General features: G+C 40.9%; 14 protein-coding genes. 9 read left to right on the forward strand and 5 right to left on the reverse strand.

The features are described from left to right. Positions 1-10 precede the first annotated feature (10 nt). From KME09_16490 to KME09_16500, 3 genes are all read left to right on the forward strand, one after another. Positions 11-1,042 carry a glycosyltransferase gene (locus KME09_16490; protein MBW4535536.1) on the forward strand — a complete coding sequence of 344 codons (1,032 nt, stop codon included), beginning with the start codon at positions 11-13 and terminating at the stop codon, positions 1,040-1,042. Between the two features lie 275 nt (positions 1,043-1,317). Continuing rightward, entirely contained in the window at positions 1,318-3,339 is a 2,022-nt protein-coding gene (locus tag KME09_16495; GenBank protein MBW4535537.1) for an amylo-alpha-1,6-glucosidase, read from the forward strand. A 102-nt stretch (positions 3,340-3,441) separates the two neighbouring features. Next, positions 3,442-4,089 carry a hypothetical protein gene (locus KME09_16500; GenBank protein MBW4535538.1) on the forward strand — a complete coding sequence of 216 codons (648 nt, stop codon included), beginning with the start codon at positions 3,442-3,444 and terminating at the stop codon, positions 4,087-4,089. Positions 4,090-4,371: 282 nt separating this feature from the next. On the opposite strand, the gene KME09_16505 is transcribed toward KME09_16500, so the two are convergent. Together KME09_16505 and KME09_16510 are read right to left on the reverse strand one after the other, a co-directional pair. Further along, on the reverse strand, positions 4,372-8,283 hold the full coding sequence (locus KME09_16505) for a response regulator (protein MBW4535539.1): 3,912 nt from the start codon (positions 8,281-8,283) through the stop codon (positions 4,372-4,374). A gap of 168 nt (positions 8,284-8,451) precedes the next feature. After that, the gene (locus KME09_16510; GenBank protein ID MBW4535540.1) at positions 8,452-11,571 is read right to left on the reverse strand and encodes a PAS domain-containing protein; all 3,120 of its coding nucleotides are present in this window, start codon (positions 11,569-11,571) and stop codon (positions 8,452-8,454) included. A 446-nt stretch (positions 11,572-12,017) separates the two neighbouring features. On the opposite strand from KME09_16510, the gene KME09_16515 reads away from it, so the two are divergent. Both KME09_16515 and KME09_16520 read left to right on the forward strand, forming a co-directional pair. Beyond that, a complete protein-coding gene (locus tag KME09_16515; GenBank protein ID MBW4535541.1) occupies positions 12,018-12,794 on the forward strand; it encodes a class I SAM-dependent methyltransferase in 777 nt (258 codons plus the stop codon). A 76-nt stretch (positions 12,795-12,870) separates the two neighbouring features. Next, positions 12,871-14,421, forward strand: coding sequence for a serine/threonine protein kinase (locus tag KME09_16520; GenBank protein MBW4535542.1), 1,551 nt, complete (start codon positions 12,871-12,873; stop codon positions 14,419-14,421). A gap of 99 nt (positions 14,422-14,520) precedes the next feature. On the opposite strand, the gene KME09_16525 is transcribed toward KME09_16520, so the two are convergent. Then, the gene (locus KME09_16525) at positions 14,521-14,793 is read right to left on the reverse strand and encodes a transposase (GenBank protein MBW4535543.1); all 273 of its coding nucleotides are present in this window, start codon (positions 14,791-14,793) and stop codon (positions 14,521-14,523) included. Positions 14,794-15,576: 783 nt separating this feature from the next. Between KME09_16525 and KME09_16530 the strand changes: the two genes are divergently transcribed. The 4 genes from KME09_16530 to dndE all read left to right on the forward strand — a co-directional run bounded on the left by KME09_16530 (position 15,577) and on the right by dndE (position 17,725). Next, positions 15,577-15,771, forward strand: coding sequence for a hypothetical protein (locus KME09_16530; protein MBW4535544.1), 195 nt, complete (start codon positions 15,577-15,579; stop codon positions 15,769-15,771). A 96-nt stretch (positions 15,772-15,867) separates the two neighbouring features. After that, complete coding sequence (locus tag KME09_16535; GenBank protein MBW4535545.1) at positions 15,868-16,053, forward strand: hypothetical protein; 186 nt, start codon at positions 15,868-15,870, stop codon at positions 16,051-16,053. Between the two features lie 86 nt (positions 16,054-16,139). Further along, a complete protein-coding gene (locus KME09_16540; GenBank protein ID MBW4535546.1) occupies positions 16,140-17,252 on the forward strand; it encodes an ABC transporter permease in 1,113 nt (370 codons plus the stop codon). An 86-nt stretch (positions 17,253-17,338) separates the two neighbouring features. Further along, positions 17,339-17,725: a DNA sulfur modification protein DndE gene (gene dndE / locus KME09_16545; protein MBW4535547.1), complete on the forward strand. Its 387-nt coding sequence runs from the start codon at positions 17,339-17,341 to the stop codon at positions 17,723-17,725. Positions 17,726-18,050: 325 nt separating this feature from the next. Here the strand turns inward: dndE and KME09_16550 are convergent, their stop codons facing one another. After that, complete coding sequence (locus KME09_16550; GenBank protein MBW4535548.1) at positions 18,051-18,743, reverse strand: response regulator; 693 nt, start codon at positions 18,741-18,743, stop codon at positions 18,051-18,053. Between the two features lie 245 nt (positions 18,744-18,988). Further along, positions 18,989-21,562, reverse strand: a complete 2,574-nt coding sequence (locus KME09_16555) for a PAS domain-containing protein (protein ID MBW4535549.1) — start codon at positions 21,560-21,562, stop codon at positions 18,989-18,991. Between the last annotated feature and the right edge of the window lie 141 nt (positions 21,563-21,703).

The raw sequence follows: 21,703 nt of genomic DNA on the forward strand, positions 1-21,703 counted from the left end.
TATAAATAGTATGGAAAGCATCAATTCCGCTAAACGGCAGATCATGGGTACTAGGTTAGAAATGTCCAAGCTGTGTTCTTTCTTGGGAAAAGAACCTTGGGTTTTGTCAGCCAATGCAGCATACAATGAGTGTTCGGCTCCCAGTGTTACAGTAATCGTCACGCTCTATAATTACTCAGAATATATTCAAGAATGTTTGGATAGCGTCTGTGCCACAGTAAAAGATCGTTTACCTGGTGGCTTTGATGTTTTAGTTATTGATGACTGTTCTACCGACAAGTCTGCAAGCTTGGTAGAAGAATATATTCACCAGGTCGATACTCCAATTTGCCTAGTCAAAAAAGTCTACAATACTGGTCTTGCTGATGCCCGTAATTGTGGCTTAAACATAGCTCGCGCTCCTTTTGTGTTTATTTTGGATGCAGATAACTGGATTTATCCCAATTGCTTAGAAGTTTTGTATCAGGGAATTAATGAATCGGGTTGTGCTGCTGTCTATGGTATTATCAACTGCTTTAGCAACAAAACAGGGGAAGGTGTTGGGTTAAACTCTTTTTATGAGTGGGATGTCTGCGAATTACTCAATGGCCCTTACATCGATGCCATGGCAATGTTTAAGAAAGATATTTTGCTTAGGCTAGGTGGTTACTCTACCGAACTGATGCTGATCGCTTGGTCAGGCTGGGAAGATTACGATCTATGGCTCAACCTGGCTCAATCTGGCTATGATGCTAAGTTGATTCCCCAAATTTTGAGTTCTTATCGCGTCCATCCAACTTCTATGATTAATACTACCAATATCTATACGGATATCTTGGCGCAGTATTTTAGGCAAAAATTTGTGAAACTCATCGAGCAACACGAGGATGTAGACACCGTTTTTGGTATGCCACGACACCTGGAAATCAACACTGAAGATTGTGCTATGGTGCAGCTAAGAGAGGCTAGGGCAATGATTGAGGCCATGGAAACTAGTAAGTTTTGGAAGCTTCGTAGTCGCTGGTTTCAAATCAAAAACTGGGTGGGAATTACTAAGACATAATCTACGAGTCATATCAGGTTCGGATGAACAGTTAAATGTTTTAATTTAGGGACTTGCCCTAAAGGACTAGCTTCGCGTCGGGGACTTGGGGACTTGGGGAATCACTCTATTTAAAGTCATTATCCATACTTGATATCAGAAGTCAAAAGTCAAAAGTCAAAAGTCAAAAGTCAAAAGTCATAAAAACCTTGTCCACATAATATTCAGGGGATTTACCAAAAATCTTGATAGATTCTATGATTCACATGGTTTCTAGGTAGAATGACTATAAAACGATGATCCAGTTTGGACGAGAAGTATCTAGTAACCGCGAAATTGCCGAGTCGCGAGAATGGTTAATTACTAACGGTATTGGTGGTTATGGATCGGGAACGATCGCGGGAATCTTAACGAGAAACTATCATGGTTTGTTAGTTGCTGCCCTAGAACCACCTGTCGCGAGAACTTTACTGCTGACCAAGTTAGAGGAAACGGTTAACTATAACGCCCAAGCTTACGCACTAGCTGCTAATCGTTGGGTTGATGATATCATTGCGCCTGAAGGTTATCTTCAGATTGAAAGTTTTCATCTAGAAGGAACAACTCCAGTCTGGAATTTTGCTTTTGCTGATGGATTGTTATCAAAGCGGATCTGGATGCAGCAAGGGGAAAACACCACCTATATTCGCTATCACTATCAAAGAGGTAGTCAACCTCTAAGCTTATCCCTTAAAGCCTTGGTGAACTATCGTAACCATCATGGTGGGACAAATAGCGATGCCCAAGCGCAGATTAAGCCGAGGCAACAGGGTTTAGAAATCAAACTTGGTTCTGATGCTCGTAGTCTATATTTATCAGCCTTTTTAAATAATCCAGATAACCTTGATTGGTCAATTAACAACACCTGGTATCACAATTTTGCTCTAGCAGTTGAACAGTATCGGGGATTAAATCCCCTTGACGCTCATCTTCAGGCAGCAACGGTTGAGACTATACTTGAGCCAGGAGATACCATCACTATAATTGCCAGTACCGAAGCAAATCGGCAGACGGTCACAGAAGCAGACAAGAGAAAATGCGATCGCCAATTAATCGAGCTTTTTACTACTCAAAATAAACTCAACTCTGTACCTCAATGGATTAAGCAACTTGTATTAGCTGCCGATCAGTTTGTGGTGGATCGTCCTGTCGCCGATAATCCCCACGGTAAAACTATAATTGCTGGTTATCCTTGGTTTACTGACTGGGGTAGGGATACCATGATTAGTCTACCAGGAATAGCGATCGCCACAGGACGTTATCATCTGGCTCAAACGATTCTCCGCACCTTTGCTCAGTATGTAGATCGTGGCATGTTGCCCAATGTCTTTCCCGATGCGGGGACAACTCCTGAATACAATACCGTAGATGCGACACTTTGGTACTTTGAGGCGCTCCGTAATTATTATGCAGCAACCCAAGATCGTGAATTGATTGCCGAACTATTTCCTCTGTTGGCAGAGATTATTGACTGGCATATTCAGGGAACTCGCTATAACATCCATCTGGACGATGATGGTCTAATTTATGCGGGAGAGACAGGAGTACAGCTTACTTGGATGGATGCAAAGGTAGAAAATTGGGTCGTTACCCCCAGAATTGGCAAGCCGATTGAAATCAACGCTTTGTGGTATAACGCTTTAAGCTGTATGGTGTATTTTGCTCAAGTGTTAGAGCAACCTGATGGCGAGTATCAAAAACTGGCTGACAAGACGCGATCGCACTTCGCTAAATTTTGGTACGCAGAGGGTGGCTATTGCTATGACGTAATTGATTCTCCTGATGGTAACGATGCCAGTTTTCGCCCCAATCAAATTTTTGCGGTGTCATTACCCAATCGGGGCGGTTCGCGAACCGCCCCTACACAAACGCCCCTACAACCAAAGCAACAGCAAATGGTAGTAGATCGAGTCGGACAAAAATTACTAACTTCCTTTGGCTTGCGATCGCTAGATCCTGGGGACAAAAATTACCTTGGCATCTATGGAGGCGATCGATTACAACGAGACGCTAGCTATCATCGGGGTACTACTTGGGGCTGGCTGATTGGTCATTATGTTCAAGCTCATTTACAGGTATATCAAGATCCCCAACTAGCTCGCAGTTTTATTGAGCCGATGGCCGATCATCTTAATACTGGCTGTGTTGGCAACATTAGCGAAATTTTTGATGGTGATGTACCTTTTACTCCTAGAGGTTGCTTTGCTCAAGCCTGGAGTGTAGCCGAGGTTTTACGGACATGGCTTTTGACAGTGAATCAGAATAATTCAGTAAGCTGAAGTGGTTAACGATTTGTATCGAAGATTAAAACTTGCAAGCGAAATTTTGCCTTTGTGACTAGTCTGAAATTGCATACCAGAATAACGATTTAAATTAAAATCATGGCTAATATTTTTGGAACTCCTGCAAACGACTTTTTTGAAGGAACGGAAGGCGAAGATACGATTCGTGGTGCTGCAAATGATGATTTTCTGTTTGCTTCGGATGGAGATGATAGTATTCAGGGCAACGCGGGGTCAGATGCTTTGTTTGGTAACGATGATATGGACACTATAATTGGAGGTACCGAAAATGATCTCTTAGATGGTGGTGAAGATAATGATACCCTCAGAGGAGGATCGGGTAACGATCAACTGATCGGGGGTGATGATAAAGATCGACTACTCGGCGAGTCAGCTAATGATACTTTATTCGGCGGTAATGGCAATGACACTTTAACAGGATCGGCAGGTGATGATGTTCTTCAAGGTGGCGCTAGTGCAGATCGAATTGAGGGAGGTACTGGTAACAATATAGTATTTGGTGGTGCAAATGATGACACATTTGTCTTAATCAATGGTGGTTCAAGTAACATCCAGGATTTTGTAGATGGTGCAGACAAAATTACTTTAGGGAGTGGTTTAACCTTTGCTGACTTAACTATTCAGGATAACGCTGGAGATACGGAAATTCTGAATACAAATAATGATGTGATTGGTTTGCTCGTAAATATTGCCGACACAAACATAACCGCAGCAGATTTCGGCTAGAAAATCTGCTTAAAAAGGTGGATGCGATCGCGATCATTTTTCGGTCAGACAATATAATATAATCGCATCGCGATCACACTCTAGATAGTCATGACTTTAGAGGACTTCTTATTTCCTATTTCCGTCTTACGAAATTTCCTTATCCGAAGGTGTCCTAAAGGATACACCTACGGATATACCCTTTAGGGCAACGCGGGAAACCCGCGCGACGCGAAGGACGCGAGCTTGCGAGCTAATCCTTTAGGGCTAGTCCTTTAGGGCAACGGAATTTCGCGCTATTTCCTACTTCCTACCGACTTCAAGAGCGATCGCTGCAATCAAATCAACTAGATTGCAAGGTTTAGAGAGATAAGCCTGAAAACCTGCTTTGAGCATCCGTTCTCGATCTTCCTGTTGAGCAAAAGCCGTTAGGGCGATCGCTTTGATGGGTTTATTTTGCTGGCTAGGCAATGCTCTGACTTGTCGTAAAAGTTCGTAGCCGTCCATGTTTGGCATTCCAATATCGCTGATTAAAATATCGGGAGGGTTTTCGGCGATAATCGTTAGTGCTTCTGTTGCGCAATTAACGGTTGTGACGATCGCTCCTTCTTGTTTTAAAACAAAATCTAATAGATCGAGATTGTCTGGCTCATCATCAACAACTAACACTCGAATTCCCCTTAAAGATTCTGAAGTAGCAGAGGATAATTCAGTTTGTAGCTGTTGTGAGTTACTTGTGGCTGGATTAGACGATACTGATTTTAACAGTGGCAGGTTGACCTTAAATGTTGCACCCCTTCCTTCACCGAGACTTTCGGCTGACACCGTACCACCGTGCAATTCAACTAAATGTTTGACGAGTGCCAATCCCAAACCTAAACCGCCGTACCGACGAGTAGAACTACCATCCGCTTGTCGAAAACGGTCGAAAACGTAGGGCAGAAATTCAGCAGCAATGCCAATACCTGTATCTGTAATACGAATTTGGGCATTGTTTTGAACTTGTTCTAACCACACGTCTACACGTCCATTATCGGGGGTAAACTTAATGGCGTTGGAGAGCAGATTCCAAAAAACTTGTTGTAGTCGAAGTTCATCCCCCATGACTTGGCTGATTGAATCAGCAGGGTAGTGCAACTCTAGAGTAATCGACTTGGCGATCGCTGCAAAGCGAACACTATCACTGGCAGCATTAAGAATCGGCGCTAAGTCAACGGGTTGAGATGTTAATTTAAATTGTCCTTGCACGACGCGAGAAACATCGAGTAAATCTTCCACCAAAGCAATTTGTTGTATGACATTACGTTCAATCGTCGATAGTGCTTCCTGGGTTTTAGGAAGTGTTAGCTTCTGAGTTTGCAGTAGTTTTGTCCAACCCATAATTGGATTGAGGGGAGTTCGCAATTCGTGAGATAACGCTGCCAGGAATTCATCTTTGAGACGATTAGCCCGTGTTAATTCTTCAGTCTGTTGTTGCAAGGAAGATAATATTTCTGTTCGCTCTAGCGCGATCGCCAGGCGATCGCAAATTGCTTGAAATAATTTTTTTTCTGCTGGAGTAAAATCCGTGCGCGTGCGACTACCAAAACTTAATGTGCCGAAGAATTTTCCACCAGATATTAAAGGTTGACAGGAATAGGTGGTTAAACCGAGCGATCGCACTAATTCTGTTTTGGGATCGGTCGATTGCTGTAGATTTGGTTGCACGATTTGACATCGTTGTTGGGCAACTGTGCCACAAACGGCTTGACCTATCTCTAACCATTCGATTGATTGAACCATCTCATCGGAAATACCACCATGAAAGATCAGGTGTAACTTTTGCTGTTCTTCATCAAGAATATAGTTAATGTAAATATCTAGCCCAATTAAAGGTTTTAGTTTGGTAAATAAAGCATCTATTAAAGTAAGGGGTTGGTAGGTTGAGAGTAAATCACGACTGGTTTCATATAAGATTTGAATGTGGTCGTTGCGTTCTTTTAAATCTGCTTCGGCTTGTTTACGCGCAGTGATGTTGGCGAACAAGACTGCAAACTTGTCGCTTTGCGTCTCATCAAAGCGGAAGGCATTAACAGTAAACCACCGATTCATAGCTTTAGATTGATTCTCAAGTCGAATGGGTTCACCTGTCAGCACGACTGTGCCATAAGTCTGAATCCAAAAGTCTTCGAGATTTGGCACGAGTTCCCGCGCTGTTTTACCCGTCGCTTGCTTAAGTCCAGTCATTTGTTCAAATACTGAGTTGACTTCAAGGAAACGATAATCACTAGGTTTACCATTCTCGTCAAACAACATTTGGCAAACGCAGAAACCTTGATCGATGGTTTCAAATAATGTGCGGTACTGATACTCGCTTTCGCGCAATGCTTGTACTGCTCGCATTTGCTCGATGATCGACCAGAGACGAGCCACAGTTTCTTGCAGTAGTTTTACTTCATCTTCTCGCCAATTACGCGCTGTTGTGCAATTAATTGAAAGATTAGCAACCCACTGCCCCAATTGAATACAAGGAGTAGCAACAAATGCAGCTACAGCTAAAGGCCGGTAGCTTTGAGCATAGGGCGCGGTATCGGGATGAGTCGTAACATCAGAAACAACGATCGGCTGTCCCGCAGCGAGACGATCGAACTGTTCAGCAGTAAAAAAGTTTTCCAGAGGGTACATTCCCGCTAAATCGCAAACATCTTCTCCCCGCCTCCAGTTGCGTTCGATTATTGCTACATGATTTTCCCAGTCTATTTCGTGCCAAAAACAGCGATCGACGTTTAAATATTCACCCAGGCTGCTTACTGCTTCCCACACCATTGCTTCAGCATGATCGAGTTGACGTAAACGCAGATCTAGTTCTTTGAGGAATTGCTCATTGAATTGGGCTTGTTTGCGATCGCTAATATCTGACCAAGTGACCAGAACGCGATCGTAGGGTTCGCTAGGCGGAGGGAAGGTGATACTAAACAACACATATAACTTTTCCCCTTGTATAGTTCTCACCAATGTCTCAGACTGAAAGAAAGTTTTGCCCTCAGCGATCGCCAAAAGTTCGTCAATAAATACTGGGATAGTTTCGGGTAGAAAAATTTCCTGTAGCGATGTCAATAATTGCGCTTTGTCTGTTGCGCCAGTCAATTGTAAGGCGATGTTGTTCACGTCGAGAATACGGATAGCACCAATCGCCCACTGCACAAATTCGGGATGCTCGGCAAAATAAGCCCGAAAATCCCTAACGTCTGATGCTTTGAGTCGGTCGATCGCTGCTTTAACTTCAGAAAAATCTTCTAACCAAATAGAAACACCAACCGATTCAAAAATGTTGCGATACCGTTCTTCGCTCGATCGCAACCGATCGGACGATCGGTTGCGATCGTAATCTAGCTGATTAAGCCGCTGAGCATTTTTCCAGATTAGCAAAACTAGGGTGAAAATGAGTAAAACCACCAACAGACCCAGGCTAAAGGCAGGATCGTAAAGGTTAGCCCGCAGTCCTTGTAAAATTAACCAACCCAAAATAAACGGAATTGCGAGCGCTATTAAAATTAACCGCCCAGCTACAATCCCCCCTGCCATATTACTCGTCAGCGGCCGCATAAAACCACGATTAGCTTGTGTCGATAAAATACCTATACACAAAACTAGAAAAGTTAGGCAAGTATGCAAAGCCATTGAAGAGGAGTAGAAGATAAATCGATAAAAGATTTGCACGTTGTAAACATGACCGATAAGAGCCAAAAGTGCGACCACAGTAGCGCAGATTGTGGCAGTTTGGGCAAGGCGATCGCTACGGCGTGTTCTTTGTCTCAGCAAATAAAGTGCTAGTCCTACTAGGGCAAAATTGAGTGCTGTATTTTCTCCCATGCGACCTGGGTAATCGATTGTCGGATCACCTGGCAACTCTTGAAAGAGTAGCTGGTCAATTCCTAAATTCCAGCCCAAGAGATATTGACTCAGGGTAAGTATAGCGATCGCACTAACCGCGATCGCCAAGCCTTTTGCCACTCGATAACTTCGCCTTTGCTGCGTTTGCCATCCTAAAGACACCCCCGCCAAAATAAAACACAAGGCAGCATTAGCTTTCATACTAGCTGTATCTCCAGGAATGCTTTTGAACACAGTGATATTCATGCCCCAACCACCAATCAAAACCAGACATCCCACCAGAGTGACGATGATACCTGCGATTCGAGCCGTTAATAATAACTTTTTTGGTATTTTCAACATTAGGGTTTAGGGATTAAGAAGTAGACAGGGTGAGCAATGCCGACTCTATCTCAACTGCGTTCCGCGATCGATCGAAGTAAATAGGTAATGGGTAATGGGTAATGGGTAATGGGTAATGGGTAATGGGTTATTGCGTTTAAATTACATAATATCTAAATTAGCCTGTACTCAAGTCTTCTGATCCTTAATCAAACTAACAATTGTGCGCATTAAAACCTCTGGCTCGATCGGCTTAGAAAAGTATTTCTCAAATCCAATTCTCAGGGCATAATCGCGATCGCTTGAACTGGCATAAGCAGTAAGTGCGATCGCAGGAATCTGGCGCTCAGGATAACGGGTTCTGATTTTTTGTAGTAATTGATAACCATTGATATCTGGCATGGCAATATCACTAACTATTAGACTAGGATTGAACTGAGATAAGATCTCTAGGGCAGTTGAGCCACTGGGCGCAGTCTGAACTTCTGCTCCAGCCTCTTCTAGAATAAACTTAAGCAGTTCCAGTGAATCTGGTTCATCATCGACAGCAAGTATGGAAATTCCCGCTAAAGATACTGATTCGGGAGCGATCGCGACTTCTTCGATGTTAGCGGCTGCTGATTCTAGTAATGGTAAATAGACAGTAAATGTCGCCCCCTGTCCGATCCCAGGACTATCTGCGGTAATTGTTCCGTCGTGCATTTCAACCAGATTTTTAACAATCGCCAGTCCCAAACCCAATCCGTCTTTAGAGCCTGAATTTTTCTGTCCCTGCTGAAACCGCTCGAATATACTCGGCAAAATTTCGGGACTGATTCCTTTTCCCGTATCTCTTACTTGAATTTGTGCCTGCTGTGCGACTTGCTTTAAGGTAATGGTAACTCGTCCCTCTTCTGGCGTGAATTTGAGCGCATTGGTAAGCAAGTTGACCACAATTTGCTGTAAGCGGTTGAGATCGCCAGAAACTTGAGCGAGCGCGGTTAATCGGCTATCTAGATGAATTTGTTTCGCCTCTGCCATCGGACGCATGAGACTGATTGCCCCGCCCACGATCATTGCCAAATTAACAGGTGCAAGGGTTAAGTGCAGTTTACCACTTGCCATGCGGGAAATGTCGAGCAAGTCTTCGATCAGTTGCACTTGAGTCTGAGTTCCGCGCTCGATCGCCTCTAAGGCACGATCGACATTGGCTGGATCGAATTTACGCATCCGTAACAGTTGCGCCCAACCTGCCACAGAATTAATCGGCGATCGCAATTCATGAGCAACCACAGCCACGAATTCATCTTTACTGCGATTAGCTGCTTCGGCTAGCGTCCGAGCGGTTTGTGCTTCTGTCAACAGTCGCTCGCGTTCTTGTTCGGCTTGCTTGCGTTCAGTAATCTCCAGCACAGTAATATTGATACCAAGTACCTGTTCATCTGCTGTCTTTAACGGGTAATAGCTGGCCAACCAATGACGTTCGACTTGTGGTTGAGCAGGGGTTGTTCCCCGAACTTCCACATCTAAAATCGGCAGCCCTGTTTGAAAAACTTGCTCGAAGATTGATTCTTGAATATCTGCTAGTTCGGGTACAATCTCCCGTATGGTTTTTCCCAAATGCTCAGATACAGGTAAGCCATTGATTTCCGCCAATCGCTCGTTTAACTGTATAAATCGCCGCTCTCGATCTAAAAAACACAGTCCAATCGGTGCAGTGGCATAAATTGCTTCAATTTGGGCGAGTTGCTGCTGAGATGATGCTTCCATCTGTTTGCGATCGCTAATATCTCGTGAAACTGACAACAATTGTTCAACTTGTCCGTTGTCATCAAACCTTGGCGTGAGGACCACTTCCCACCATTTTGGCGTTCCGTTTTTAAGTGGACAATATCCCTCAAATTTACTAATTTCACCTGAGAGGGCAAGATCGATCGCCTGTTCTAACTGAGTGCGATCGCCTTTTTGCCAAAGCTCGACCAACCTGACATTAAGGTAATTTGTATCATGCAAACCGAGCAGATCCTGACCGAAAGAATTTAGGTAAAGTATCTTACCTTCAAGATCTAAAACCTTGATGCAGTCTGGGATAGTTTCGAGAATCTGTCGATTAAAGGCTTCACTTTGACGCAGAGCGGATTCAGCTAAGGCGCGATCGCTAATATCTCGTCCTACCGCCTGAAATTCAATTAACTGACCATTTTGAGCAAAAATGGCGCGATTCATCCACTGCTGAATGCCTATTTCGCCATTTGGCTTAAGAACTGGATGTTCGTGACTAAGCACCGCATTCTCTGGCGTTGCCCTACCTAGGTTAGTAATCTGCTGTTGTACCGAAGAGCGATCGCTTTCGGGAATTAAGTTAAGAAAATTTTGACCAATTAGTTGCTCGGGTGTAGAGTCAAAATAGCGACTATATGCTTGATTCACAAACGTCAGCGTCAAGTCGGGGGAAAATCGGCAAATTAGCTCGGTTTGCTGGTCAATGATTTCTCGATAGCGTTCTTCGCTTTGTTGTAGTAAGATTTCACGCTGTTTTTCCTCAGTAATGTCGCGCCACGATGCGACAAAACCATCATTAAGCTTACGTACCTGCACGCTGTAAGCTCTAGTCAGATCTTGTTCGCCGAAGCGATCCGCATAGATGAGACAGTCTTTAACCAGTGGTTTTCCAGTCTCAACCACATGGCAATATTCGGCAAATAATCCACATTCGCGATGGGCAGGTAACAATTCGCACAATGGCTTCCCGATATCGTCAACCGTCATGCGGTTACTTTCCAGTGCAGGTGCATTAAGATATTCGATCTTAAAGTCGATAATTGCACCAGTATCGCGATCGCGAATTGCAGTATAGATACCAAAACAATCGAGCATATTTTCGATTGAAGTACGAAAGCGTTCCTCACTCTGACGCAACTTCTGACGTAGCCGAAAATTCTCGATCGCAGCTCTAGTTATACATCTGAGACTTTCTGAGGTAATCTCTTGCTTAATCAGATAATCTTCAACACCCGCTTTGAATGCCTGAATGGCGATCGCTTCATAACCGCGATCGTTGACCATAATTACAGGCGGACAGTTTTCACCAATACTAGTTTTCAATTCAACCAGAAACTCTAATCCATCTCGATCGCGCAGCAAATAATCTAGGACAATGCCATCGGGTAGTTGGCTGTCGCATAGCTGCCATGCTTCCTCTGTTGACTCTGCCTCCCAGACAGTGTAGGCAAAATTTGTTTCCTGTTGTAAATAACACCGCAAAGTTGTTCGTTCCAGCAAGGAGTCGTTAACAATCAAAATGTTGTAATCACTTTGCAACGTCTTCATAAGATTTGCTCAATTGCCAGAAATTTAATACTTAACGCTTAATGTAAATTACCTTCGTTCCAATTTACTAGCTCTTAGCTCTTAGCTTTTAGCTTTTAGCTTTTAGCTTTGGAAAACTCCTCACATAAGTAAGTTTAGTCAGCGTATTTATTCGCTCACAAGTCGAAAAAATAGGGTTTTTCCAGCACGAGCTATCCTAAAAGCAAGTTTTAATAATTTACATTAGACGTACTTAATTTTTATTAAAAGGCTGATTTCAATAATTTTAACAATATGGCTCAAGCAAAAAAGAGCTCTAATTTAATTTACAGCATATTTCGTCACTTTTCAGCATGAAGTAGCCCTGGCTATAAGCTATTTACTTAAGTAATCTTCTGAAGCTCAAAGCTAAAAGCTAACAGCTAACAGCTTTTTTAGGTAAGTTAGCGATCGCACTCTAAATAACCATGACTTTATATAATTCCATTGGCGAAGATTATAATGCTACCCGCCAAGCAGACGAGAGAATCGTCGCTAAATTAATCAGTTTGCTTGATTTACCGACAGGTAGCACGATCGCAGATATTGGTGCGGGGACAGGAAACTATAGTAATGCGCTCGCTCAACAAGGATATCAGGTAATCGCGATCGAGCCTTCAGAACTGATGCAGCGTCAACAAAACCCCCATCCTAATGTTAGTTGGATAACTGCCAGTGCCGAGCAAATTCCTTTAGCCGATCATACTGTAGATGGTGCGGTGGTAATGCTAGCACTACATCACTTTAACGATTTAGATGCAGGGTTGAGAGAAATTAGTCGTATTACTAAATCGCGAAAGATCGTCATTTTTGCCTTTGAACAAGCGAAAATTGCCGATTTTTGGTTAACAGATTATTTTCCTTATTTTATTCGAGACACTCTAGCTACTTTTCCCAGCATTCAAAAGATAGCTCACTTAATTTACCAAATTACTCATAGAGAAACAGCTATAGTTCCGTTCTTATTACCTAATAATTTAAGTGATTTGTTTGCGGCATCTGGCTGGTGTAAACCTGAAATTTATTTAGATGAGCAAGTTCGTCGGGGCATTTCTAGTTTTGCTAAAATGCCTTCAAACGAATTGGAAATGGGTTTAAAACAATTAAAAGCAGATCTCAACAGTGGCTTTTGGCTAGAGAAATATGGAGATTTACTCAACCAGCAAGAATATGATGCAGGTTATCGAATTATAGTGACTGATTAATTAATTTGTGGAGTAGATTTGTTGACTCAAATTTATTACACTTTAATCATTATGTAGCAACATGTCATGTGCCTTGATGAAAGGTAAATTAATTCAGGATAAATATCGCATCTTAAAAACTTTGGCTCGCAATGCCTTTAGTGAAACCTTTTTAGCTACAGACAATAGCAGGTTTTATCATCGCCGTCGCTATATTATCAAAAAGTTTCGTCCGATTTTGGGCAATCCTGAAGCAGAAAATATTAGACGTTTGTTTTATCAAGAAGCCAAAACGTTAAAGCTTCTTAGTGGTAAAAATCGTCAAATACCTCGGTTGTATGAATATTTCATGGATGGAGAGGACTTTTACTTAGTTCGCGAGTGGATTGCTGGTTTAACTCTCAAACAACGAGTTGAGCAACAAGGAACATTGTCAACAGAAGAAGTAGAAGCGATCTTGCACAGTGTTTTATCCTTTCTACAATATATTCATAGCTATGGTATTATTTATCGGCATTTAAAGCCTAGTACAATTATCTTGCGTCGAGATCATTGGTTCTCTAGATCTCCCAACAGCTTTTTGCCAGTGCCAATTTATTTTGGTGGGGTAAAAGATTTAGAAGCAAAAATTGAAGAGAAGCAACGATCGCTTTTGCCAAGCAGTTTACATTCCCGTCTGAATCACTATCCGCAATTTAGTCCAGTTGTGGCTTATCGACGAGACTATATTCCTCCAGAACAACAACAGGGAAAATCAGTTTTTGCCAGCGATCTTTATAGTTTGGGTTTAACAGCTATTTATCTCTTAACGGGTAAAAATCCAGCAGAATTTGCTACAGATCCACAAACCAAAAAACTACTATGGCATCGAGAAATTCCCAACCTGAAGATTCATCTAGTTAGGGTAATCGAGCGAGCTATTTGCCCTCAAATGAGCGATCGCTATTTTTCTGCTGAAGAGATGCTTAAAGCCTTAAACTCTCCGCCGATCAATTTGGCTATGCCTGTAATTAAGCCACCACCCCCAAAATTAAAGCTCACTCCAGAAACTAAACTTTTTTCCCTCTTATCTGTTGCGACTTTGGCAACTCTAGCTTTTACTTTAATTCTTGTAAATACAGATTTTACTCAGGTTGCGAAAAAAGATACCGAGCAGTATCTTAACGATCGAGACGATTTAGTGACGGATACGCTAGATTCCAGTTTAATATCCCCGACTCCCCAGCCCAAAACTACGGTGAAAATTCCCGCTTCTCCTCTGGGAATGACTCAGCAAAGTATTGTCCAGTTACTAGGAAAGCCAAGCAAAAATAGTAGCGGATATTGGCCCAACAGCAGAGCTTTACTGTATGAGAATACCATCTCCAAGAAAATTACTTTAGGCTATTTAACCGATGCTAAAACTGGTAGAGTTCGTCAGGCGGAGATTGGCTTTGATAATTCAGTCGAGCTAAAGACAATTAAACAACATGTGCAGCAATTAATGCAGGATAAGTATTCGCCAGAAATTGACCGTTATCTCAATCAAATATATTTTAAAATTAGCGATCGCCATGACTTCAAAATCAATAATAATATCGAAGGGGTGATACAGCAAAATCCCGAAGAACGTATCTATGTCGGCATTTGGGATCGTGAGTTTCATTAATAAAGCTGTAAGCTCTAAGCTCTAAGCTCTACCCCTGTTAAGGTGAGCGTTGGGTCTTGCACACTTTTGGTGAAACTCAAGACGGGCGATCGCCGATTACTAAACAGGACACAAAAATCTTCTCTTGAGTAGTTCGTGACTGGCACGACCATACATTTGACGTTTGAGCATCTTGAGTCGATTAACTTGGCCTTCAACTTGCCCATTACTCCACTGATAAGTCACTCCGTTCCTGACTGCATCTAAATCGTCTTTCAGTTTGGGGGCAAAACCAGTAATGGCTCTGATTTTACTCGATTCGGCTTTTTCCAACCATTCAGCTAATTTATTTGGTTGTGTTCGTCTTGCCCAAGGTGCAGCTATTTCGGGCAATCTAATTGTAAAAATTCGACGCTCACAATTTGAGTTCGAGCAGAATAATTTCTGAGTTGAAAGTTTTAAGCAGACTTGATAGTTCCCCCAAGATACATCCAGTAGCGATGCAGCGCGGTCTTGGGGGTTTCCCCCATGAGCGACTGCATCAAGACGCGATCGCTGATAATTGCTATGAACTTTAGAGCTTGTTGAGCTACAAATCGGACAAACTGCTTGTATATTCTGAGTTTTGACCTGTATTGTTAGCTGATTTTCTCTTTCACTAATTGACCAAGAAATTAGTGAAAGAGAAAAAAATCGGGCAGTAAATGTTGTAGTAGCAAGGAAGAATTATCACAGGGTTGGATTTCGGACATAAATAAGGACTTTTTTTGTTTCTCTACTATTTACTCATAAAATGCTTGTCGCAAAAACATCATTGATGTTGAAGATAGTTTTAGCGATCGCTCGTCTTGAGTTTCACCAAAAGTGTGCAAGACCCAATAAATGATTGAAGTTTCCAAAGTTCGTTGAAATATCTGGTGTCATAGCCGTAAATGGTTTAGTTTATCTGGAGATATCAGAGAAGGTAATAGTTCTTACGAAGATATTCACAAAGGGATAAATAAATCATCAAGTGATTAAACAGGGCTATTTCATTTTCATATATCCAGAGAATAAATTCTCTGTCTAAGTACATTAAGTCCGTTTAAACGGACTTTAATTTTCAGCCAAGAATATTTATTTCTTGGTTCACTACAGTTAGAACGAAATAGCCCTGGTGATTATGAGGATAAGGTTATGACAATTCAATTAAAACCAGAACAGGAAAAGTTTATCGAGGCGCAGGTAGCCAATGGTAAATATAATTCTCCTGAAGAAGTGATGAATAAAATGTTTTTGGTTTTTGAACGATTACAGTCTGAATATGACGAATGGCTGACAGAAACTAGAGCAAAGATAGAAGAAGGTATTGAATCCTTAGATAGAGGTTAAGGCGTTGATGGGGAAACTGTAGTTGCCAGATTGAGAAATAAACTACGTCAGGCTAGAGGAAGTTAGTTATAAAACGCCATAAAAATATTAGAATCAATGGCGCAAACTATCTACCAAGAGTGGTTTGTTAAATTCCGTTTTCCAGGTTGCGATCGCGTGAAAATGGTTGAGTCTGATTTGGGTTTAATTCCTAACGTTTGGGAAGTAAAGAAACTAGAAGATGTATGTATTACTACTCTTTTTAGACATGTCTATGGAAATAATTGTCACCAATGGTTGTAAAAATATTGCCATATTTGGCGATCGCTATAATTTTGTACGGCTATAATTGAACATCATTCAACTAACCAACAACTGGTAACTGATTTATGAACTGGTGGCAGAAACTCAAGCATAATACTTTGGCACAGATTGGTGCATCGATCCTGATTACTTTTTATCTTGTGGTTATTTTTGCCGATTTTATTGCCCCATACTCTCCCTATACTTCTCAAGATGATGGATCTTTATTGCCACCAACGGCAATTCATTGGCGCGATGAGACAGGTAAGTTAACCACACCATTTGTTTATCCAACAACTCAGGGAAAGACAGATATAAATACAGGCGATCGCTTATTAATTATCGATCGCGATCGCCCTAACCCTATTAATCTTTTCGTTAAAGGTACGCCCTATAATTTATTTAAAATATCTTTACCCATACCCCCTAGCTTTGAGTCGGTCACTATTTTTCCTGGTATTCCCTTAAATAGGCATTTATTTGGCACAGTAGGTAAAGCTCAAATTAATATCCTGGGTACGGACGAACAAGGTAGAGATTTATTCAGTCGCCTGTTGTTTGGTGGCAGAATTAGCCTATTTATTGGACTTGCAGGAATAGCTGTTTCCTATCCTCTAGGTATGTTGGCAGGAGGAATTTCTGGCTACTTTGGCGGTACAATCGATGCTGTAATCATGCGCCTGGTGGAAGTTTTGATGACTATACCAGGAATCTATTTACTAATTGCCTTAGCTTCAGTGATTCCCGATGGCTTAAGTAGCGCTCAAACTTTCCTGATCATTGTTCTAATCACTTCTTTAATTAGTTGGGCAGGATTAGCGCGAGTAGTGAGGGGGCAAGTTTTATCAATTAAGGAGCAAGAATTTGTTCAGGCTGCTAATGCCATGGGTGCAAATCCGCTTTATATTATCGTGCGTCATATTTTACCTCAGACAGCTACTTATATCATTATTTCCGCTACTTTAGCTGTCCCAGGCTTTATTATTGCTGAATCAGTTTTGAGCTTGATTGGCTTAGGTATTCAAGCCAAAGATCCTAGCTGGGGTAATCTATTATCATCTGCCACTAATGCCTCGATCTTGGTATTGCAACCTTGGTTAATTATTCCCCCTGCATTACTAATCATTTTGACCGTCTTAGCCTTTAATCTTTTAGGAGATGGTTTAAGAGATGCCCTAGATCCCCGCAGTCAGCAATGAACAGTGAACAGTGAACAATGAGCAGTAATTAGTCCTAAAGGATAAGCTTCGCAAATAATCAGTAATTAGTAATTAGTAATTAATCAATGGATAATCCTCTAGAACGAGTTCGCATTTCTAGGACAGCCGAAGATCAGCTGGTCAAACTTAAGCGCAATACCAGAATTAAGCAGTGGAATATTCTTTGTCGCTGGGCTTTTTGTCGTTCCCTAGCAGAACCTAGCATCCCTTCTCCCGTACCAATTAAAACTGATAGTAAAGTAGAAATAGCTTGGAATGTTTTTGGCGGAGAGATCGCCGATATACTATTAATTGCTTTGAAGCAAAGATGTACTCAAGATGGACTGGGAACAGAACAAGATACTTTAAAAGAGCAGTTTACTCTCCATTTACATCGTGGGATTGGCTATTTGGCAGGAGATAATAATATTAAGCAGGTCGAAGATTTGGTTGCTTTGAATATGGTTAAATAGCTGTAAATCTTGACAGAATTAGCAAACCAATAAATATAGCTTCTAATATGAATTTAAAAAACTTAAAATCTTTTAGATAATGATTTTATTATCTAATTTTTCTGTATAGTTGAAAAACTTAAGTTCCATACTTTTATTTAAAGCTAAGAGCTAAGAGCTATATGCGAAGCGGTATCTCCAACTATGCGAGACAAGTCCTTTAGGAAAAACTAGTAAACTAGAACAAAGTGTCTTGGTGAGCATTACATGCGGCTAAAACCTTTGTTTGCACCAAACTAGGCGGTGTAACGTGATCTCACCGCTAATTCACATCAGGCGTAAATAATTAACTTTGTAAAATTAATGAAAGCATTTTATTTTTAGAACATAGTTGAGCTTCCAGATGAGGAAGTTGTCTGATCATAGCAATTTCCGCTGTACAAGTCTCTCTAATGGTTTGGAGATTACGTTGGGTTAAGCTAACGGTTGAACTCTCTTCTGGTTTGGGCTGAATTTTTTTTACTAAGTTAATTGCTGTATTTATTTTCAGCAAAGCCTGTTCATATTCGTGAGACAGCTTATCTTTAATTTGTAGTTCTTCTAGCTCTTTAATTTTTTGCTCTAGGATTTTAGTTTTTTGCTGCTCATCGTGATATTGTTTCATGAGCTTTGCCTGCTTTAATAAACGAGAAGTAATTGCATTTAACAACTCATCTCTAGTAAATGGCTTAGTCAAATAATCATCTGCACCTAGCTCCATGCCATGCCTAATATCATCTTTGTCTGCCATGGCTGTCAAAAAAACAAAGGGAATTAGCTCTGTTTCAGGTATATCTCGCATTTCGGCCAAAATTTCATGCCCACTTATTTCTGGCATCATGACATCAGAAATAACTAAGTCAGGAATATTTTCTTGCGCCCACAAAATTGCCAAAATCCCATTTTCAGTGCTAAACACTTCAAAATCTTCTGCTTCTAGACAATCGACAATATTTTCGCGGATAAACAATTCATCTTCAATAACTAAAACTTTGGTCATGGTATTTATTTAATAAAAAAATTACAAATAGTTAAAAAATCGCTTAATTTTATCAGTAACAATCAAAACTAATCATTGTGCTTTTGATCTAGTTATCAATTTACTTTTATTTAGTCAAAAAAACCTCAGAAATATAACGGATAAATAGATTGAGTACTATATATTTTTAATTAGAAATATTGAGTTTTAAAGCTCGAATTAAATAAAAATATATCTAAAGATAGATGTTTAATTGCTTCTTTTATTCAATCTTTAAAGTAAGGAAGAATAACCATAAAAGTAGTACCTTCTCCAAGCTGGCTATCAACTGAGATGCTGCCTTGATGCAAATCTACTGAGCGTTTAACGATTGATAAACCCAGTCCAGTACCAGGAATTGACCCTGTGTTAGTAGCTCGATGAAAAGAGTCGAACAACTGTGCGCGATCTTCTAAAGGAATACCAATACCATAGTCACGAACCCGAAAAACTGCCTGTTCTGATTGACACACAAGATTAAAATCAACGCGATCGCCTTGAGGAGAATATTTAACGGCATTAGAGAGTAGATTAGTCAAAATATGTCTGAGAATTTTTTCATCTAAACATACTAGATAACCTTCATTTTCGGCAGGCTCACTCTGCGGTTCACATCTATTGTGCGCTTGAAAAACGATCTGGTGAGTTGTCGTAGTGAGATCGATTTCTTCCACTAACTGTTGGCAATATTGAAACAAATTAAATTTAGTCGGGTTTAGCTGGAGTTTTCCTGCCTCTGCTTTACCTAATAAAAGAACATCATTAAGTAATTCAGTCATATGCTTGACTGAAGTTTGAATCCGATAGAGGTGGCTGAGTTTTTTCTCTTCACTCCACTTATGACTATAATGCTCCAACAATTCAGCAGAAGACAAAATTGAGGCTAAGGGAGTGCGGAATTCATGGGATGCCATCGTGACAAAGCGACTTTTCAATTCAGCCAGCTTTTTTTCCTGTTCTAGAGTGCGACGAACATCTTCTTCTGCTCGTTTGCGCTCAGTAATATCGCGGATGATTGCCATTACCTCATCAACATCGCTATTAGCAAGACGCACTTCGTAGCTATAAATTTCTTCATCAGTAGAGACTTGGCATTCTAAAATTTGCAGTTCCCCAGTCGCAAGAGCCTTTTCGATTCCCCGCTCAATCGGCCCAGAGATGTCTTCAGGAAATACCTCTTTGAGATGCTTGCCTAAAAAAGTCCGATCGCGAGTGAGTAAGTTTTTTTCTTTAGCAGCTTTAAAATTAACAAAATTCCCCTGGCGATTGATGCGCAAGATTAAGTCTGGGATGGCATTAAACATAGCCTTGTTAGTTGCCATGCTCGAATGCAGAGCATCCTCGGCTCTTTTTCGCTCTATGATTAAGCCTAATTGAGCAGCGACGGATTTAACTAATTCAACTATTTGGCTGTTTTCTGGACTAGCGGAAAAATCAAAAAAAACAAACACGGCAATAACTTTTTCTCCAGCAATTATGGGTACTCCCAGAGAAGTTTTTAAGCCTGCTACTTGAGCAAATTTATTTCTCAGAAATATTTTGCTTACTTGCACAGAAACATTTTCAGTCCATTCAGGTTTTTTAGTTGCCCAAACTCTGCCAGGTTTACCGATGTTGCGCGGAAAATTAATTTGTTGGCTGGCTTTTCTAAACTCCGCTAATTTTTGATTATTGCCATACCAAGAGGGACTCAGTTTAAGCATGTTTTTCCCCTCATCAGGAATCCAAGCTTCTGCAAAACTCCAGTTAACTGTTTGGCATACTTTACGCAGAGTAATGGCGATCGCTTCATCAAAGCTCGATGCTGCGGTGATCGCTTGAGTAATAGTTTGCAAAAGACGGATTTCTTGTTCAGCCTGTTTACGTTCGGCAATTTCTGCTTTTAATATTTCGTTGCTGTGAGCTAGTTCTATTGTTCGCTGTTTGACTCTCTGTTCTAATTCATGATGAGCTTGTTTGAGCAAATTTTCTGCCTCTTTACGTGTAGTAATTTCAGAGACATAGCATCTAACTAATCGATTGACAGAAATTAAGTGAACTGACTGTTCAAATACTTGTTCTCCTATAGTTATTTCTCGAATAGTGTATTCTTTCGACTCAGCTTGAATCAGCGCAATTACCCCTGCCAAAATTGGATGATCTAATTTATCTTTTCTTAAAGTCGGAAACCATTTGAGAGCAGCAGGATTGAGATAAGTAATTTTGCCTTGGAGATCGATTTCGATAATCGGATTGGAAAATAGCTCAGGAAATGAGGCTAATCTCTCTAAAGACTGTTGAATTGATGCCTGACGTTCTTCTAAAGATATATTTGAAGTCTGATGAGATTTGTGTGAATTACTAGATTGGCTAGAATCACCAAGAAAACAGGTAGCTAAAGAATCGTCGATTTCGTCAGCAAAAAAACTAGATTGCTCAAGTCGGTCTGGTTTTTTTGCTGTTACAGTTTTAATCACCTCGGCAGTAACTTGATAGGTAGCGGTAATGCTATCACCAAAGTAGATTACATCTCCATTTTGTAGATCGTGAGAAAAACTTTTCTTGGTATTTACTTCTAAACCATTTCTGCTGCGCCTTCCTTTTAAATCCCCGTCAATAATGCGAAATTGATAATTATCAGTACCTGAAATAGCTATTCGCAATAAAGTTGCATGGTAACGAGATATTTTTGTCGAACTAAGTACAATTGAATTTTGTGGATCGCGACCAATAGAATATGTCTCCGATTGGAGTTCAATGGTAGAGCGTTTGTGAATGTTGTCAATGATTAAAGTATGTTTTTCAGCTTGAAAGTGGGTCATAAAGATCTAAAACTAGCAAGAATCAAGTTTTCGGACTGATGTTGACTATGATCTTATGATGCCCAAAATCTAGCTCAGAATTATAAGAGGCGGTATATGGCATGTAGCATGAATTAAGTTGCTAACATTAATCAGCGATTA

The organism is Pleurocapsa minor HA4230-MV1 (assembly GCA_019359095.1).
In the GTDB taxonomy this organism is placed as follows: domain Bacteria; phylum Cyanobacteriota; class Cyanobacteriia; order Cyanobacteriales; family Xenococcaceae; genus Waterburya; species Waterburya minor.

Coding starts and splice junctions, on each gene's coding strand:
- KME09_16555 (MBW4535549.1), bottom strand. CDS start 21,562: ATGACCCACTTTCAAGCTGAAAAACATACTTTAATCATTGACAACATT.
- KME09_16535 (MBW4535545.1), top strand. CDS start 15,868: ATGGCGCAAACTATCTACCAAGAGTGGTTTGTTAAATTCCGTTTTCCA.
- KME09_16530 (MBW4535544.1), top strand. CDS start 15,577: ATGACAATTCAATTAAAACCAGAACAGGAAAAGTTTATCGAGGCGCAG.
- KME09_16520 (MBW4535542.1), top strand. CDS start 12,871: ATGAAAGGTAAATTAATTCAGGATAAATATCGCATCTTAAAAACTTTG.
- KME09_16540 (MBW4535546.1), top strand. CDS start 16,140: ATGAACTGGTGGCAGAAACTCAAGCATAATACTTTGGCACAGATTGGT.
- KME09_16490 (MBW4535536.1), top strand. CDS start 11: ATGGAAAGCATCAATTCCGCTAAACGGCAGATCATGGGTACTAGGTTA.
- KME09_16505 (MBW4535539.1), bottom strand. CDS start 8,283: ATGTTGAAAATACCAAAAAAGTTATTATTAACGGCTCGAATCGCAGGT.
- KME09_16510 (MBW4535540.1), bottom strand. CDS start 11,571: ATGAAGACGTTGCAAAGTGATTACAACATTTTGATTGTTAACGACTCC.
- KME09_16550 (MBW4535548.1), bottom strand. CDS start 18,743: ATGACCAAAGTTTTAGTTATTGAAGATGAATTGTTTATCCGCGAAAAT.
- KME09_16500 (MBW4535538.1), top strand. CDS start 3,442: ATGGCTAATATTTTTGGAACTCCTGCAAACGACTTTTTTGAAGGAACG.
- KME09_16515 (MBW4535541.1), top strand. CDS start 12,018: ATGACTTTATATAATTCCATTGGCGAAGATTATAATGCTACCCGCCAA.
- KME09_16495 (MBW4535537.1), top strand. CDS start 1,318: ATGATCCAGTTTGGACGAGAAGTATCTAGTAACCGCGAAATTGCCGAG.
- dndE (MBW4535547.1), top strand. CDS start 17,339: ATGGATAATCCTCTAGAACGAGTTCGCATTTCTAGGACAGCCGAAGAT.